12 protein-coding genes are annotated in these 13,829 nt (G+C 66.0%); 8 read left to right on the top strand and 4 right to left on the bottom strand.

Translation table 11 applies throughout. The features are described 5' to 3' along the window. Positions 1 to 2 precede the first annotated feature (2 nt). Together FHW94_RS17840 and FHW94_RS17835 are read right to left on the bottom strand one after the other, a co-directional pair. Complete coding sequence (locus FHW94_RS17840) at positions 3 to 1,208, bottom strand: SGNH/GDSL hydrolase family protein (RefSeq protein WP_168557168.1); 1,206 nt, start codon at positions 1,206 to 1,208, stop codon at positions 3 to 5. A gap of 8 nt (positions 1,209 to 1,216) precedes the next feature. Continuing rightward, a complete protein-coding gene (locus FHW94_RS17835; protein WP_168557167.1) occupies positions 1,217 to 2,164 on the bottom strand; it encodes an IclR family transcriptional regulator in 948 nt (315 codons plus the stop codon). Between the two features lie 171 nt (positions 2,165 to 2,335). Between FHW94_RS17835 and FHW94_RS17830 the strand changes: the two genes are divergently transcribed. Genes FHW94_RS17830 through FHW94_RS17815 form a run of 4 tightly spaced genes read left to right on the top strand, consistent with a single transcriptional unit; the run spans position 2,336 to position 6,865 of the window. Beyond that, the gene (locus FHW94_RS17830; protein ID WP_246866236.1) at positions 2,336 to 3,535 is read left to right on the top strand and encodes a CaiB/BaiF CoA-transferase family protein; all 1,200 of its coding nucleotides are present in this window, start codon (positions 2,336 to 2,338) and stop codon (positions 3,533 to 3,535) included. A gap of 30 nt (positions 3,536 to 3,565) precedes the next feature. Further along, a complete protein-coding gene (locus FHW94_RS17825; RefSeq protein WP_168557166.1) occupies positions 3,566 to 5,185 on the top strand; it encodes a DUF5597 domain-containing protein in 1,620 nt (539 codons plus the stop codon). A gap of 31 nt (positions 5,186 to 5,216) precedes the next feature. After that, complete coding sequence (locus tag FHW94_RS17820; protein WP_168557165.1) at positions 5,217 to 5,960, top strand: SDR family oxidoreductase; 744 nt, start codon at positions 5,217 to 5,219, stop codon at positions 5,958 to 5,960. A 59-nt stretch (positions 5,961 to 6,019) separates the two neighbouring features. Continuing rightward, positions 6,020 to 6,865 carry a fumarylacetoacetate hydrolase family protein gene (locus tag FHW94_RS17815; protein WP_168557164.1) on the top strand — a complete coding sequence of 282 codons (846 nt, stop codon included), beginning with the start codon at positions 6,020 to 6,022 and terminating at the stop codon, positions 6,863 to 6,865. A 58-nt stretch (positions 6,866 to 6,923) separates the two neighbouring features. On the opposite strand, the gene FHW94_RS17810 is transcribed toward FHW94_RS17815, so the two are convergent. After that, positions 6,924 to 8,642, bottom strand: a complete 1,719-nt coding sequence (locus FHW94_RS17810) for a DUF5597 domain-containing protein (protein ID WP_210425737.1) — start codon at positions 8,640 to 8,642, stop codon at positions 6,924 to 6,926. A 154-nt stretch (positions 8,643 to 8,796) separates the two neighbouring features. Here FHW94_RS17810 and FHW94_RS17805 point away from each other — a divergent pair, with 154 nt between their 5' ends. Genes FHW94_RS17805 through FHW94_RS17790 form a run of 4 tightly spaced genes read left to right on the top strand, consistent with a single transcriptional unit; the run spans position 8,797 to position 13,039 of the window. Further along, positions 8,797 to 9,927 carry a fumarylacetoacetate hydrolase family protein gene (locus tag FHW94_RS17805; protein ID WP_168557163.1) on the top strand — a complete coding sequence of 377 codons (1,131 nt, stop codon included), beginning with the start codon at positions 8,797 to 8,799 and terminating at the stop codon, positions 9,925 to 9,927. Positions 9,928 to 9,944: 17 nt separating this feature from the next. Further along, positions 9,945 to 10,718, top strand: coding sequence for an SDR family oxidoreductase (locus tag FHW94_RS17800; RefSeq protein WP_168557305.1), 774 nt, complete (start codon positions 9,945 to 9,947; stop codon positions 10,716 to 10,718). Then, on the top strand, positions 10,709 to 11,605 hold the full coding sequence (locus FHW94_RS17795) for an SMP-30/gluconolactonase/LRE family protein (protein WP_210425736.1): 897 nt from the start codon (positions 10,709 to 10,711) through the stop codon (positions 11,603 to 11,605). The genes FHW94_RS17800 and FHW94_RS17795 overlap by 10 nt, the downstream gene beginning before the upstream one ends. Before the next feature lie 21 nt (positions 11,606 to 11,626). Next, complete coding sequence (locus FHW94_RS17790) at positions 11,627 to 13,039, top strand: sugar porter family MFS transporter (protein ID WP_168557162.1); 1,413 nt, start codon at positions 11,627 to 11,629, stop codon at positions 13,037 to 13,039. A 34-nt stretch (positions 13,040 to 13,073) separates the two neighbouring features. Here FHW94_RS17790 and FHW94_RS17785 read toward each other — a convergent pair whose 3' ends face one another. Continuing rightward, positions 13,074 to 13,733 carry a TetR/AcrR family transcriptional regulator gene (locus FHW94_RS17785; RefSeq protein ID WP_246866235.1) on the bottom strand — a complete coding sequence of 220 codons (660 nt, stop codon included), beginning with the start codon at positions 13,731 to 13,733 and terminating at the stop codon, positions 13,074 to 13,076. Positions 13,734 to 13,829 lie beyond the last annotated feature (96 nt).

Raw genomic sequence — 13,829 nt, 5'->3', positions numbered from 1 at the left:
GATCAGTGGCGCGCCGGTTCGAACAGCGATGGGCTGATGGTGCCGGCCAGCGCGGCATAGCCGGCGTCGTTGGGGTGAAGGTGATCGCCTGGCTCAAGGCGGGGATCGATTCGTGCCGGATCGGTTGGATCGGCCGCAGCCTTTTCGAAATCGATCACACCGTCAAACAGGCCGCCGGTGCGGATGAAGGCATTGACCGCCTGGCGCATCGCTTCGCCTTCGGGGGTGAAATAGACCGCGCCCTTGTAGGGCAGGATCGTGCCGCCGATCACCTTGATGCCGCGTGCGTGCGCGCGCATCACGATTTGGCGATAGGCCGCGATCACGCGTTCGGCGGTTGCGTCGCTGTCCGGCTTGTTCCACCAGCCGATATCGTTGATCCCCTCCAGCAGCACGATATGGGTAACGCCGCTCACCGCCAGGGCATCGCGATCGAGCCGCGCCAGCGCGGGCAGGCCGAACCCTTCGTGCAGCAGGCGATTGCCGCTCATCCCGGCGTTGACCACGCTCCACCCGCGATAGCGCGGATCGGCCGCCAGGCGCGCCGCGAACTGCTGGGGCCAACTCATGTCCTTGCCCGGCGTCGATGCGGCGCCTTCGGTGATCGAATCGCCAAAGGCCACGATCACCGGGCCATGCGCGGCACGCGCCACTTCCACTTGCGAAACCACCGCCGGCCCGCGCAGCGGCCGGGCGCCGGCCATGGCATCCGCGGCCATCTGCTCTCCTGGCGCCACGATCAGGTCGGCATGGTGCGCCGCCGGCATCGCGCTGTCCTTGTAATAGACCGAGATCGCGATGTGTTGCAGCGCCGCGATCGGCAGATCCACCGTGTCGCTGACCAGCGGCGCGCCAGTGGGTATCCATGCTTCGGCCGCGCCGGCAAAGGTGACGGCGTGATCGCTGCCCGCCGCGATGTGCCCATCGGCCCCCACCAGCGCAATGTGGATGCCGGCGATGCGGATGGGCGAAATGCCCAGTTCGTTGGTCAGCTTGAGGCGGATGGCGCTTCCCGCGGCATCGACGCGCAAGACCTGGCGCACCGTCTGGTTGGCAAAGATCGCGGGCGTGCCGCCCGGCTGGCCGGCAATCGGCGCGAAAGGCGCGCTGAACCATCCGGCGGCCCAATCAGCCTGGGGTGGCGGGCTGGCCGCCAGCAGCAGGGGCGCGCCCAGCAGGGCCAGTGCGGCGATGGGCCTTGGGATCATGGTCTCTCCTATTTTGACGTCTTGCGGGTCTTGGACGGCTTGGTCGCTGGCGGTGGCGGTTCAGCACTGCCGGCACGCGGCAGGCCGTCGAGCGTCAGCCCTGCGGCCATGCCGATCGCCGTGGCGGTGCGCTCCAGCGGTTCGAGCAGCGGGTCGAGGCGCGCGTCGCCATTGGCGTCGATCAGCGTGGCGATGGTCAGGGCCGCGTTGAGCGGAGCTCCCGGTGTGCCGACCAGCACGCCGATGTCTGCCCCGCCCAGAAAGCGTTCGCCCAGCGACCGGGCATGGCCGCGCTGGCGCACATCCTCGATGCGGGCCAAAAGCTCTTGCCGCGCGGCCGGCGCGGTGGCCTGCCATTCGCGCGAATGGGCAAGCCAGGCGTCGAGTGCGGACGGCGCCAGCCCGGCCAGCAGCAGGCGCCCGGAATTGGTGCGCAAGGGGGAATGGGTAGAGCCGACTTCCACCGACAGGCGAAACGGGTTGGGGCTTTCCTCCTGGGTCAGCACCAGCACCTGGCTGCCCTGCAGCACGGTCAGATGGCAGCTCTCGCGCACTTCATCCGACAGCGCGCGCATCAGCGGCCGTGCCGCGGCAATCAGCGTTTCGTAGGGTGAGTGGATGCGTGCCAGCTGGAACAGCTTGAGCGTGAGGGCATAGCCGCCATTGGTGGGATCGCGACGGACATAGCCACGCCCTTCCAGGCAGGCGAGCATGCGGAAAAGTTCGCCGGGCTGGCGGTTGAGCGCGCGCGCCAGTTGCGACTGGGTCATCGGCACCGCCTGGTCGGCCAGATACTCCACGATATCCAGGCCCTTTTCAAGGGCAGGCACGGCATATTTCCGCCGGCGTTCGTCGGTCGACAAGGTGCTGTCCGACAAGCTTTCCGACTCTGGATTGGCAACCATCATCTCTCCCTCCGCGGCTGGTCCGGCGATCTCGATGGTTCCGTAACCCATGGTCGAGCGAAGTGCCATCATCGCCTGCCGGCGCACGTGCCGATGCGCGGTCTGGCGGTGCGATCCGGCAGGGCGGCGCAAGCAGCGTGAGGGGAGATCAGAAATTGCATTGAATGTTTATATAGAGACTGTATGTTTGCCTGTAAACAATGAGTGAACTGGAGGACGGGATTGGAACAGCGGCTCAACCACGCGGAAACGGCAACGAACACCGCGCCGTCTGCGGGCAACCAGGGGCCGCTGAGCGATCTGCTGGTGCTGGACATGGCCCAGTTCCTGGCCGGGCCATCGGCCGCCCTGCAACTGGCGGACCTGGGCGCGCGGGTGATCAAGGTAGAGCGGCCGCAAAGCGGCGACTTGTGCCGCGATCTCTATCTGAGCGACACCGACATTGCCGGCGATTCCACGCTGTTCCACGCCATCAATCGCAACAAGGAAAGCCTTGCGGTCGACCTCAAGGACTCGCGGCAACTGGCCGAGTTGCGCCGCCTGGTGGCGCAGGCCGACGTGATCATCCAGAACTTCCGGCCCGGCGTGATCGAACGGCTGGGCCTGGGCTATGACGACGTCAAGGCGATCAACCCCAGCCTGATCTATGCCAGCGTTTCAGGCTTCGGCAGCGCCGGCCCTTGGGCGGCGCTGCCGGGCCAGGACTTGCTGGCCCAGGCGCGCTCGGGCGTGATGTGGCTGACCGGCAGCGCCGATCACGGCCCGATGCCGATCGGGCTTTCGGTGGCAGACATGCTGGCTGGCCATGTCCTGGCCAAGGGTATTCTCGCGCTCCTGGTACGGCGCGCGCGCACGGGGCTGGGCGGGCGGATCGAAACCAGCCTGCTCGAAGTGCTGGTCGATTTCCAGTTCGAGCTTTTGACCACTTATCTCAACGACGGGCGCCGCTTGCCCACGCGGGCGGCTGCGCACGGCGCCAATGCCTATCTTGCCGCGCCCTATGGTGTCTATCGCACGGCCGACGGGCATCTTGCCTTGGCTATGACGCCGCTCGCACGGATCGGCGAATTGCTCGACCTGCCAGGCCTGGGGGATGCCGGCAATGGCTTCGATGGTCGCGACGCCCTGCTCGACCGGATCGCCGCGCGGCTGGCCAGCCGCACCACGCAGGAATGGCTGTCCATCCTGGAGCCGGCCGGCATCTGGACGGCCGCCGTGCTCGATTGGCAGCAATTGCTGGACGCCGAAAGCTTTCGCGCGCTCGACATGCTCCAGGCGATCAACGGACGCGGGCGCAGCATCCTGACCACGGCGAGCCCGATGCGGATCGATGGCCAAAGGCCGGGTTCGGCGCGCGGCGCGCCCCGCGTAGGCGAGCACAGCGCCGCCATTGCCGCCGAATTCGGCCTCGCGCTGGCCTGACGCATGGGCCGGGGAACGTGCCGCACGGCGATGGCCATCCTGTTGGCGGCAGTTGCGGCGCCAGCCTTGGCGCGCCCGGCGCCGCCGCCGCTGCCGCGCGTTGCCACGTCCGATGGGCGCCCGGTGCTGCTGGTGGATGGTGCGCCGTTCCTGATGCTGGGCGCGCAGGCCAACAATTCTTCGAATCACGCCAGCGTCTTGCCACAGGTTTGGCAGACCATGGCCGAACTGGGTGCCAACACGCTGGAAATGCCGGTGGCCTGGGCGCAGATCGAACCGCGCGAGGGGCAATTCGATTTCGCCTTCGTCGATAGCCTGATCGCGCAGGCCCGCGCCCGCAACGTGCGGTTGGTGCTCTTGTGGTTCGGCACGTGGAAGAACGGTGGGCCGGGCTATACGCCGCTATGGGTCAAGACCGACCTGGCGCGTTTTCCGCGCAAGCGCGATGCCCAGGGCCGCCCGCTCGCCGCGCTGTCGCCCTTTGCCGAGACCACGCTGACGGCCGACCGCACCGCGTTCGTGGCCGTGATGCGTCATCTGGCGCAGCATGATCGCGATCATAGGGTGATGATGGTGCAAGTGGAAAACGAGCCCGGCGCCTTTGGCATTGCGCGGGATCGCAGCCCGGCGGCCGACACACTGTTTGCCCAGCCGGTGCCCGCTGCCTTGCGGCTGGCGATGCATCTGTCATCGGGGAACTGGCAGCAGGCGTTCGGCCCACTGGCGGACCAGGCGTTCATGAGCTGGTACACCGCGCGCTATATCGATGCGATTGCGGCGGCGGGCAAGGCGATCAAGCCGCTGCCGATGTATTGCAATGCCGCGCTCAGCGATCCCGTCGCAAAGACGGTCGATCCGCAATGGATTTCGAGCGGGTCACCCGATTGGAACATGATCCCGATCTGGAAAGTGGCCGCGCCGCATCTCGATTTCGTCGCGCCCGATATCTACACGCGCGATTGGTCACAAGTGCGCGCTTACCTTGCCACCTATGCCCGGCCCGATAACGCGCTGATGATCCCCGAAATCGGCAACGATGCGGCCTATGCGCGCTTTTTCTGGCCGGCCCTGGCCCATGGCGCGATCGGGTTCGCGCCGTTCGGAATGGATGCCACCGGCTATGTCAACTATCCGCTGGGTGCCAAGCGGCTCGATGCCGCGACGATCGGTGCCTTTGCCGCCAAATTCCGCATCATGGCGCCGATGGCACGGGGCTGGGCGGCCTTTGCCGCGCGCCATGCCGGGTGGGGTGCTGCCAAGGATGACGATGGCGCGGACCAGGCCCACGCGTTTGGCGATTGGCAAGTGGCCGTGCAATTCGATCGCTGGATGATCGGCGATGAAAGCTGGACGTTTGCCCATCCCGATCCAGCGCCCACGCAAGGGCGCGCGACGGGCGGCGCGGCGATTTTCCCGCTCGATGCCAACAGCTTCCTCGTGGTGGGCAGCGATGTACGCCTGCGCTTTTCCCGCCGCGCGCCACAAGACGCCGCGTCATGGCAATACCTTTCGGTCGAAGAGGGCCGGCTCGATAGCGGCGGCAACTGGGTGGGCCAGCGTCCCTGGAATGGCGACCAGACCGATTATGGCCTCAATCTTCCCGAACATCCGGTGATGTTGCGCGTGGTGCTGGGCGCGCTGGCCCCATGACCGCCGACCGCCATCCCAGCAGGAGCATCGCATGACGACACCGTTCACCCTTTCCGGCAAGCGCGCCATCGTCACCGGCGCAGGGCAGGGCATCGGCCGCGCCAGCGCCGAAGCGTTCCGCGATGCAGGCGCGCAAGTCCTGGCGCTTGATCGCAATGCGCAGGCGCTGGCGGAGCTGGCAGCAGGGTGCCGCACACAGGTGCTCGATGTGACCGATCGTGCTGCCATCGCGGCGCTCGCCGCCGCCGAAGAGGGTTTCGACATTGTCTTCAACTGCGCCGGCGTGGTGCACGGCGGCACCGTGCTCGATTGCAGTGACGAGGATTGGGCCTTTGCCTTCGAATTGAACGTGACCGCCATGTTCCGGCTGATCCGGGCGTTTTTGCCCGGCATGATCGCACGCGGGGGCGGATCGATCATCAACATGGCTTCAGTGGCCAGTTCGGTGATCGGCGTGCCCAATAGGTTTGCCTATGGCGCGTCGAAAGCTGCCGTGATCGGCCTGACCAAGGCAATCGCGGCGGATTTCGTGCAGCAGGGGGTGCGGTGCAACGCGATCTGTCCTGGCACGGTCCATTCGCCCTCGCTCGAACAGCGCCTGGCCGCCAGTGGTGATTTCGATGCGGCGATGCGAGCCTTTACCGCGCGCCAGCCAATGGGGCGCATCGGCCGGCCGGAAGAGATTGCTGCGCTTGCACTTTATCTTGCCAGCGATGCGTCTGGCTTTACCACGGGGCAGTGCCACGTCATCGATGGTGGCTGGTCGAACAGCTGATGCCATCGGCGCGATCCGCCCGCCTTGCGGGCCCCCCGTTTCCCGGAAAAGGACCGATCATGAAATTGCTGCGCTATGGAAACCCTGGGGCGGAACGGCCGGGTCTGCTCGATGCCGAAGGTGCGGTGCGCGACTTGAGCGGCCATGTTGCCGATATCGACGGCAGCGCGCTCGATCCCGCCACGCTGGATCGGTTGCGCGCGCTCGATCCGGCCAACCTGCCACTGGTGGCGGCGCCGGGGCGGTTGGGCGCCTGCGTGGCCAAGGTCGGCAAGTTCGTGTGCATCGGCCTCAACTATTCCGACCACGCCGCCGAAACCGGCGCCACCGTGCCACCCGAACCCGTCGCGTTCATGAAAGCCACCAGCTCCATCTGCGGGCCGAACGATCCGGTAATCCAGCCGCGCGGCAGCACCAAGCTGGATTGGGAAGTGGAACTCGCCTTCGTCGTGGGCAGCCCGGTCAGCTATGCCGACGAGGACACCGCCCGCGCGGCGATTGCCGGATACTTCGTGTGCAACGACGTATCGGAACGGGCCTTCCAGCTTGAGCGCCAGGGCCAGTGGATGAAAGGCAAGGGTTGCGACAGCTTTGGCCCGATCGGCCCCTGGCTGGTCACGGCCGACGAAGTGGGTGACCCTGGCCAGCTGGTAATGTGGCTCGACGTCAACGGCACCCGCTATCAGGATGGTTCCACCCGCACGATGGTCTACCAGCCGGCCTTCGTGCTCAGCTACATGTCACAGTTCATGAGCTTCCAGCCTGGCGACGTGATCACCACCGGCACGCCTGCCGGGGTTGGCCTGGGCTTGACCCCGCCCAAGTTCCTTCAGCCGGGGGACGTGATCGAACTGGGCATCGAAAAGCTGGGCACGCAGCGCCAGGTCGTGGTGCCCGCGCCCTGAAGCGCAAGGGCAGGGGAGCCGGGCCGGCCTGGGGTCGCCGGCCAGGTCCTCCCATGGCTCAATGGTCGGCGCCGACCGGGATCACCGCATTGCCCTTGATACGGGCATAGCGCACGCGCAAGACCTGCGGCAGGCCGGAAAAATTGAAGCCATAGTCGATCTGGTCGCCATTCCACACCCGATCGAACACCCAGCGTTGCCCGCCTTCACCGTCGGGCTCGTAATGCCCTTCCTCGGCGCGCAGCAGCAGCAGCGATTCCCCCGGTGCCGGATCGGCCAGGGCGAGGGTGACGCGGGTATCGAACCCGGTGATCAGGAACTCGTCCGGCCCCAGTTGCGCCAGTGCAGCGCCGCCGGTTGGCTGGGTGTTGCCGGCCGGGGGATCGAACCCGAACTGATGCTGGCCAAAGCCGAGCGTCGCCTTGTAGCGCCCAAGCGTGAGTTCACGGGTGTGCTTGGCGGCCGGGTCGATCGGTTCACCCGCGGCGCGCACCAGGCCTTGCGCTCCGGCCTTGGCCCAGACCGACTGCATCGGCGCAAACAGGCGATAGATGCGGGCAAAGCCGTTGAGCGAACCATCGAGCGCGCGGGCGCCGAGCGGATAGTTGAAGTAACCGGTCTGATCCATGCCGAACGGCGAAAAGCCGATCGTGCCCTTGCCCAGCGCATCCCAGAAGAACCGGGCATATTCGGTGGAATTGCCGATTTCGGGCACCATCAGCGGATTATCCGGCCGCCCGTAGAAGCCCAGGTATGCGGCCACGGCCTTTTCATCGTGGTTGTAGATATCGGGTGCCACCAGATCGAGCGCGGGCGCTGCCAGCTTGTAGATGTCGATCACATGGTGGACCGGTCCACCGCTGGAATAAGTGGTGGCCGCCTGTCTGCCGAAAGCCGAGGCGAGGGCGGCATTGGCATACATCGGCAATGCCTTTTCCGCCTTGCCGGCGAGCGCCACGGTGTTGATGTAGCTGGCCACGTACCAGGCCTGGAAATACTCGTCGGCATCGCTGCCAAAGGCCTTGGCCCAGCTTTGCCCGGCCGGCTTGCCGTAATGCTTGAGCAGGGTGGTTGGCGCCGGCCCATCGAACAGCTTTTGCGCCTGGGGCGAAAAATCGCGCACATTGCCATAGCTGCCCACTTCGTTTTCCACCTGGACCATGATCACGGTGTTCTGTGGATCGGCTTGGCGCAAATGGCGCATCAGGGTGGCAAAAGCGCGGGTATCGGCCTTGAGCGTTTCGGTGCCGAGCGGGCTCATCGCATAGTGCACCTCGCCCTTGGAGGTGAGCATGTGGGGAAAGCGCACAGGGTTGAGCTTGACCCATTCGGGGGCATAGGCCGGCGCTGTATTCTTCCAGGTTGCAAACCACAGCAGGACCAGGCGCTTGTTATGCTGGCGCGCTTCGCCCAGCAGATGGTCGACCCAGGAAAAATCGAACTGGCCTTCGCGCGGCTCGATCTGTTCCCACGCCACGGGGATTTCCAGGGTGTTGGCGGACATGGCATCGATCGTGGGCCAGACCTGCTTGAGCGGCGCGGGATAATTGCTGGAGTTGTTGGCTTGCGCCCCCAGCATCAGGAACGGCGCGCCATCGACCACCAGCATCGCACCGGATTTCGTGCGTTCGATATGGGGAAGCGGTGCGGCCGTTTTGCCCTGCGCGATGGCCGGGCATGGCGCGGCCAGTCCTGCGGCCAGCGCGGTTGCCATGGCCAGTGGCAAGGCACGGCGGCATGCGTGGTGGAACAGCCCGAGCGGTGCGGCAAGCGGCATCGTCATCTCCCTGGTGGCAACTGTGGCCTCGCCCTGCGCGGGCAGGATCGTTGTTTGCCCGGCCGTGCCAAAAGCACTTGACAGCCGATGGGTTTGCATGATGGTAGCGCTATCAGAATTTGTCAACGATTGCCCGACGGTTGGGGGAGATAAAATGGACGGGGTTTCGTCAATCACAGCGCTGTTGCCCGACGATTGGGAATCGGGCCGGTTTCTGGGGCGGGTGCAAACGCCGGCCGGGCCCAGCCCCATCCTGGTGCAAGACGGCATTGCCTATGACATGGCAGCCGTGGCGCCGACCGTTTCGCAACTGGTTGAAATGCTGCCGCTCGATCCCGGTGCCGGCATTGTGCTGGGCCGGCTCGATGCGCTCGACCTGCCGTTGCTGAGCCCGGTGGACCTGCAATGCGTCAAGGCTTGCGGGGTCACGTTTGCCACCTCCACGCTCGAACGCGTGATCGAGGAACGCGCCCGCGGAGACTCGAGCAAGGCGCTGGAAATTCGCGCCCGCATCGAAGAGCGCGTGGGCGGTTCGATCCGTTCGGTCGTGCCCGGTTCGGCCGAAGCCGAAGCGCTCAAGGCCTTGCTGATCGAAGACGTGCTGTGGTCGCAATACCTGGAAGTGGCGATCGGGCCCTATGCCGAAGTCTTTACCAAGGCGCCGGTGCTGGCCACCGTAGGGCCGCTGGCGGCGATCGGCGTGCGCAGCGATTCCACCTGGAACAATCCCGAACCCGAAGTGGTCCTGCTGGTCAACGCCACGGGCACCGTCGTGGGCGCGACGCTGGGCAACGACGTCAACTTGCGCGATATCGAGGGCCGCAGCGCGCTCTTGCTGGGCAAGGCCAAGGACAACAACGCGTCCTGCTCGCTCGGCCCGCTGGTGCGCCTGTTCGACGAGGGGTTTACCCTTGATGACGTGCGCCAGGCCGAAGTGGACCTGGTGATCGAGGGCACCGACGGCTATCGCCTGGAAGGCCATTCGAGCATGAACGAGATCAGCCGCGATCCGCTCGACCTGGTGCGCCAGACCTTGAGCGAGCATCAGTATCCCGATGGCTTTGCCCTGTTCCTGGGCACGCTGTTTGCCCCGGTGCAGGATCGCGACGATCCCGGCCGCGGCTTTACCCACAAAGTGGGCGACGTGGTCACCATCGCCACGCCGCGGCTGGGCAAGCTGGTCAACACCGTCGTCACCTGTCCGCAGGCGGAACCGTGGACCGTGGGCATCGGCGCGTTCTACGCCAACCTGGCCGCGCGGGGCCTCTTGGGGGAAACGGCGTGAGCGGCCTTAACGGAGCAATGAACGGCAGCGACAAGCGCGCGATCTATCCCAGCCTGATGGGCAAGCGCGTGTTCATCAGCGGCGGCGGCAGCGGCATCGGCGAGGGGCTGGTCGAGGCCTTCGTGGCGCAGGGCGCGCATGTGGTATTTTGCGATATTGCGGCCGAACAGGGCATCGCGGTGGCAACGCGCCTGGGCAACAGCCATGCGCCCGCCCCGCTGTTCCTGGAATGCGATTTGCGCGATGCCGAGGCGATTGCCGCCGTGATGCGCGCCGCCGAAGCGCATCTGGGCGGCATCGACGTGGTGATCAACAACGCCGGCAACGATGATCGCCATGCCGTGGAGGAAGTGACGCCCGCCTATTGGGACGAGCGCATGGCGGTCAATCTCAAGCACCAGTTCTTCGTGACGCAGGCCGCCGTGCCGGCGATGAAGCGCGCGGGCGGGGGCGCGGTGATCAACCTGGGGTCGATCAGCTGGCACCTGGGCCTGCCCGATCTGGTGATCTACCAGACCGCCAAGGCCGCGATCGAGGGGCTTACGCGCGGCCTGGCCCGCGAACTGGGCCGCGACAATATCCGCGTGACCGCGATCATCCCCGGCAACGTCAAGACGCCCCGCCAGGAACAGTGGTACACGCCCGAGGGCGAGGCCGAGATCGTGGCTTCGCAGTGCCTGGATGGGCGGCTGGTGCCGGCGGACGTCGCCGCCCTGGCGCTGTTCCTGGCCTCGGACGATGCGCGGCTGATCACGGGTCACGAATATTGGGTGGACGCGGGATGGCGCTGACCATTCCCGGCGCAAAACCAGAGGCAGTCTGGCCGCTGGGCGCCACGCTGGGCGAAGGTCCGGTGTGGGTGGCGCGCGAAAACGCCCAGGATTCGGCCCTGTGGTTCGTCGATATCAAGGCACCGGCGATCCATCGCTTCGTGCCGGAAACCGGGGCAACCGCCAGTTGGCCGGCGCCCGCGCAAGTGGGCTGGGTGCTGCCCTGCGCCGATGGCACGATGCTGACCGGTCTGCAAAGCGGGGTGCATCGTTTCGATCCCGCGAGCGGGGCATTCAGCCTGCTCGCGGCTCCCGAAGCGCATCTGCCGGGCAATCGCCTGAACGATGCGACCGTCGCCGCCGATGGCGCGGTGTGGCTGGGTTCGATGGACGATGCCGAAGCGGCCGATACCGGGCGCATCTATCGGCTGCACGGCGCAGGCTGTGCGGACAGCGGCCTGCCACCCGTTTCGATCACCAATGGCCCGGCGTTTTCGCCCGATGGCACCACGCTGTATCACCACGATACGCTGGGCCGCCGCATCTGGGCGAGCACGGTGGCCGATGGCGTGGTCACGGAGAATCGCCTGTTCGCGCAGATCGAGGATGGCGCGGGCTATCCCGATGGGCCGGTGGTAGATGCCGAGGGCTGCCTGTGGGTGGGCCTGTTCGCTGGCTGGGGCGTGCGCCGCTATGACCCGGCGGGTCAATTGATTGGCACCGTTCCATTTCCCGTGGCCAACGTGACCAAGATCGCGTTCGGCGGGCCGGGCTTGCGCACCGCTTATGCCACCACGGCTTCCAAGGGCCTGGGGGCGGCAGAGCGCGCGGCCCAGCCCCTGGCGGGGGCCTTGTTTGCTTTCGACCCCGGCGTTGCCGGGCTGCCCTGCCATCTGGCGCAGGTATAAGAACAAGTGGGAGAGGGAAGGATGACAGATACGGCAGGAGGCGCAGTGAACATGCGCCTGATCGGTGCCATCGTGGCCGTGGCCACGATCGGCGGGTTCATGTTCGGGTACGATTCCGGCGTCATCAACGGTACGCAAAAGGGGCTTGAGGCGGCGTTCGACCTGGGCAAGGTGGGCATCGGCGTGAACGTCGGCGCCATCCTCGTCGGTTCGTCGATCGGCGCGTTCGGGGCCGGGCGCCTGGCCGACAGCATCGGCCGGCGCGGCGTGATGAAGCTGGCGGCGATCCTGTTCCTGGCCAGCGCGCTGCTGGCCGGCGCGGCCGGGTCTTCGGTGATCTTCATCCTCGCGCGCATCGTCGGCGGGCTGGGCGTGGGCGCGGCCAGCGTGATCTCGCCGGTCTATATTTCCGAAGTGGTGCCGGCCAACGTGCGTGGCCGTTTGTCGAGCGTGCAGCAGGTGATGATCATCACCGGGCTGACTGGCGCCTTTGTGGTCAATTACATTCTGGCCCAGGTGGCCGGGGAATCGACCGCGATCCTGTGGGCGGGCCAGCCGGCCTGGCGCTGGATGTTCTGGCTGCAGGCGCTGCCGGCGGCGATCTATTTCCTGGCGCTGCTCGGCATTCCCGAAAGCCCGCGCTACCTGGTGGCCAAGGGCGATGAAGCCGGCGCGCAAGCGGTGCTCACCCGCCTGCTCGGCGCGGCGAGCGCCACGCGCACGGTCGCCGAAATCCGCGACAGCCTGGCGGCTGACCATCACCGTCCCAAGTTGTCTGACCTGATCGACCGCGCCACCGGCCGCATCCGGCCGATCGTGTGGACCGGGATCGGCCTGGCCGTGTTCCAGCAACTCGTCGGCATCAACGTGGTGTTCTATTACGGCGCCACGCTGTGGCAGGCGGTGGGCTTTTCCGAAAGCTATGCCCTGCAGACCAACATCCTGTCGGGCGTGGTTTCCATCGCCGGGTGCCTTGCCACGTTGCTGCTGGTCGATCGCATCGGGCGCAAGCCGTTGCTGCTGACCGGCTCGGCCGGCATGGCCGTGACGCTGGGCATCGTCGCCTGGGCCTTTTCCACCGCGGTGCACGGCGCCGATGGCGGCGTGTCGTTGCCCGGCCACAACGGCGTGATCGCGCTGTTTGCCGCGAATGCCTATGTCGTGTTCTTCAACATGAGCTGGGGTCCGATCATGTGGGTCATGCTGGGCGAAATGTTCCCCAACCAGATCCGCGGCTCTGGCCTGGCGGTTTCCGGCTTTGCCCAGTGGATTGCCAATGCGGCGATTTCGGTCAGCTTCCCGGCGCTGGTCGTCTCGCCGGGCCTGGCGATCACCTATTCGTTCTATGCCGCGGCGGCGGCGATCTCGTTCTTCTTCGTGCGCGCCATGGTCAACGAAACCAAGGGCGTGACGCTGGAGCAGATGCAGGGCTGATTGGGCCACTTCGGCCCTGGCCCGTCATGGCGGGTCAGGGCCGGTAGGTGCGCACCAGATCGAGGAACGACTGCACCGCGATATGCTCGATAGAGGGCATGCGCGGCTCGAACGGCTTGCCGTGGCCGGCAAACACGGTCATCCCTTCCATGCTCGCGGAAATGAACAGCGCCACGTCCTCGCGCACGTCAGGGGGCAGATCGGGCCGCATTTCGTCGATGATCGCGCGAAGCGGCGCGCGGGCGCGCACATAGAGCGCGTGCATCAGATCGAACACGAAGGGCTCGTGGTTGGACAGAGCCCAGATCTCGGGAAAGAGATGCGTGGTCTTCTTGGTGCGAATGTCTTCCAGAATGAACAGGCACACGCGGCGCAGGCGGTCTTCGGGAGAGGCACCGGGCATGTGCGCGATGGCCGTGAATTCCACTTCGTAAGACCGGATCACCGCTTCGAGCAGTTCGCGCACCAGGTCTTCGCGGCTGCGATAGTGGTAGGTGAGGTTGCCGAACTTCATGCCGCAGGCGGTGGCGACTCGGCGCATCGACATGGCCGGATAGCCATGCTCGATCAGGATGGTCAGCGCCGTGCGCAGGATAAGTTCGCGCGTCTCCTGCCCCTTGAGATACCCCCCCTCACGCTCTGGCACGATCAGGTCGGTCACCAGGCGTGGCACGCTATCCATCTGATTTTTCATCGTGTCTCCCCGGCTTCGGTCAGGTTGTAACACGCTTTTAAAAATAGGTCACTCGACAAATTTAGGTCAATTGACAGTTTTGTGTCTGAAAGATCA

The sequence above is a fragment of the Novosphingobium sp. SG720 genome (assembly GCF_012275365.1).
GTDB lineage: Bacteria > Pseudomonadota > Alphaproteobacteria > Sphingomonadales > Sphingomonadaceae > Novosphingobium > Novosphingobium rhizosphaerae.
This window is presented reverse-complemented; position numbering and strand designations above follow the sequence as displayed.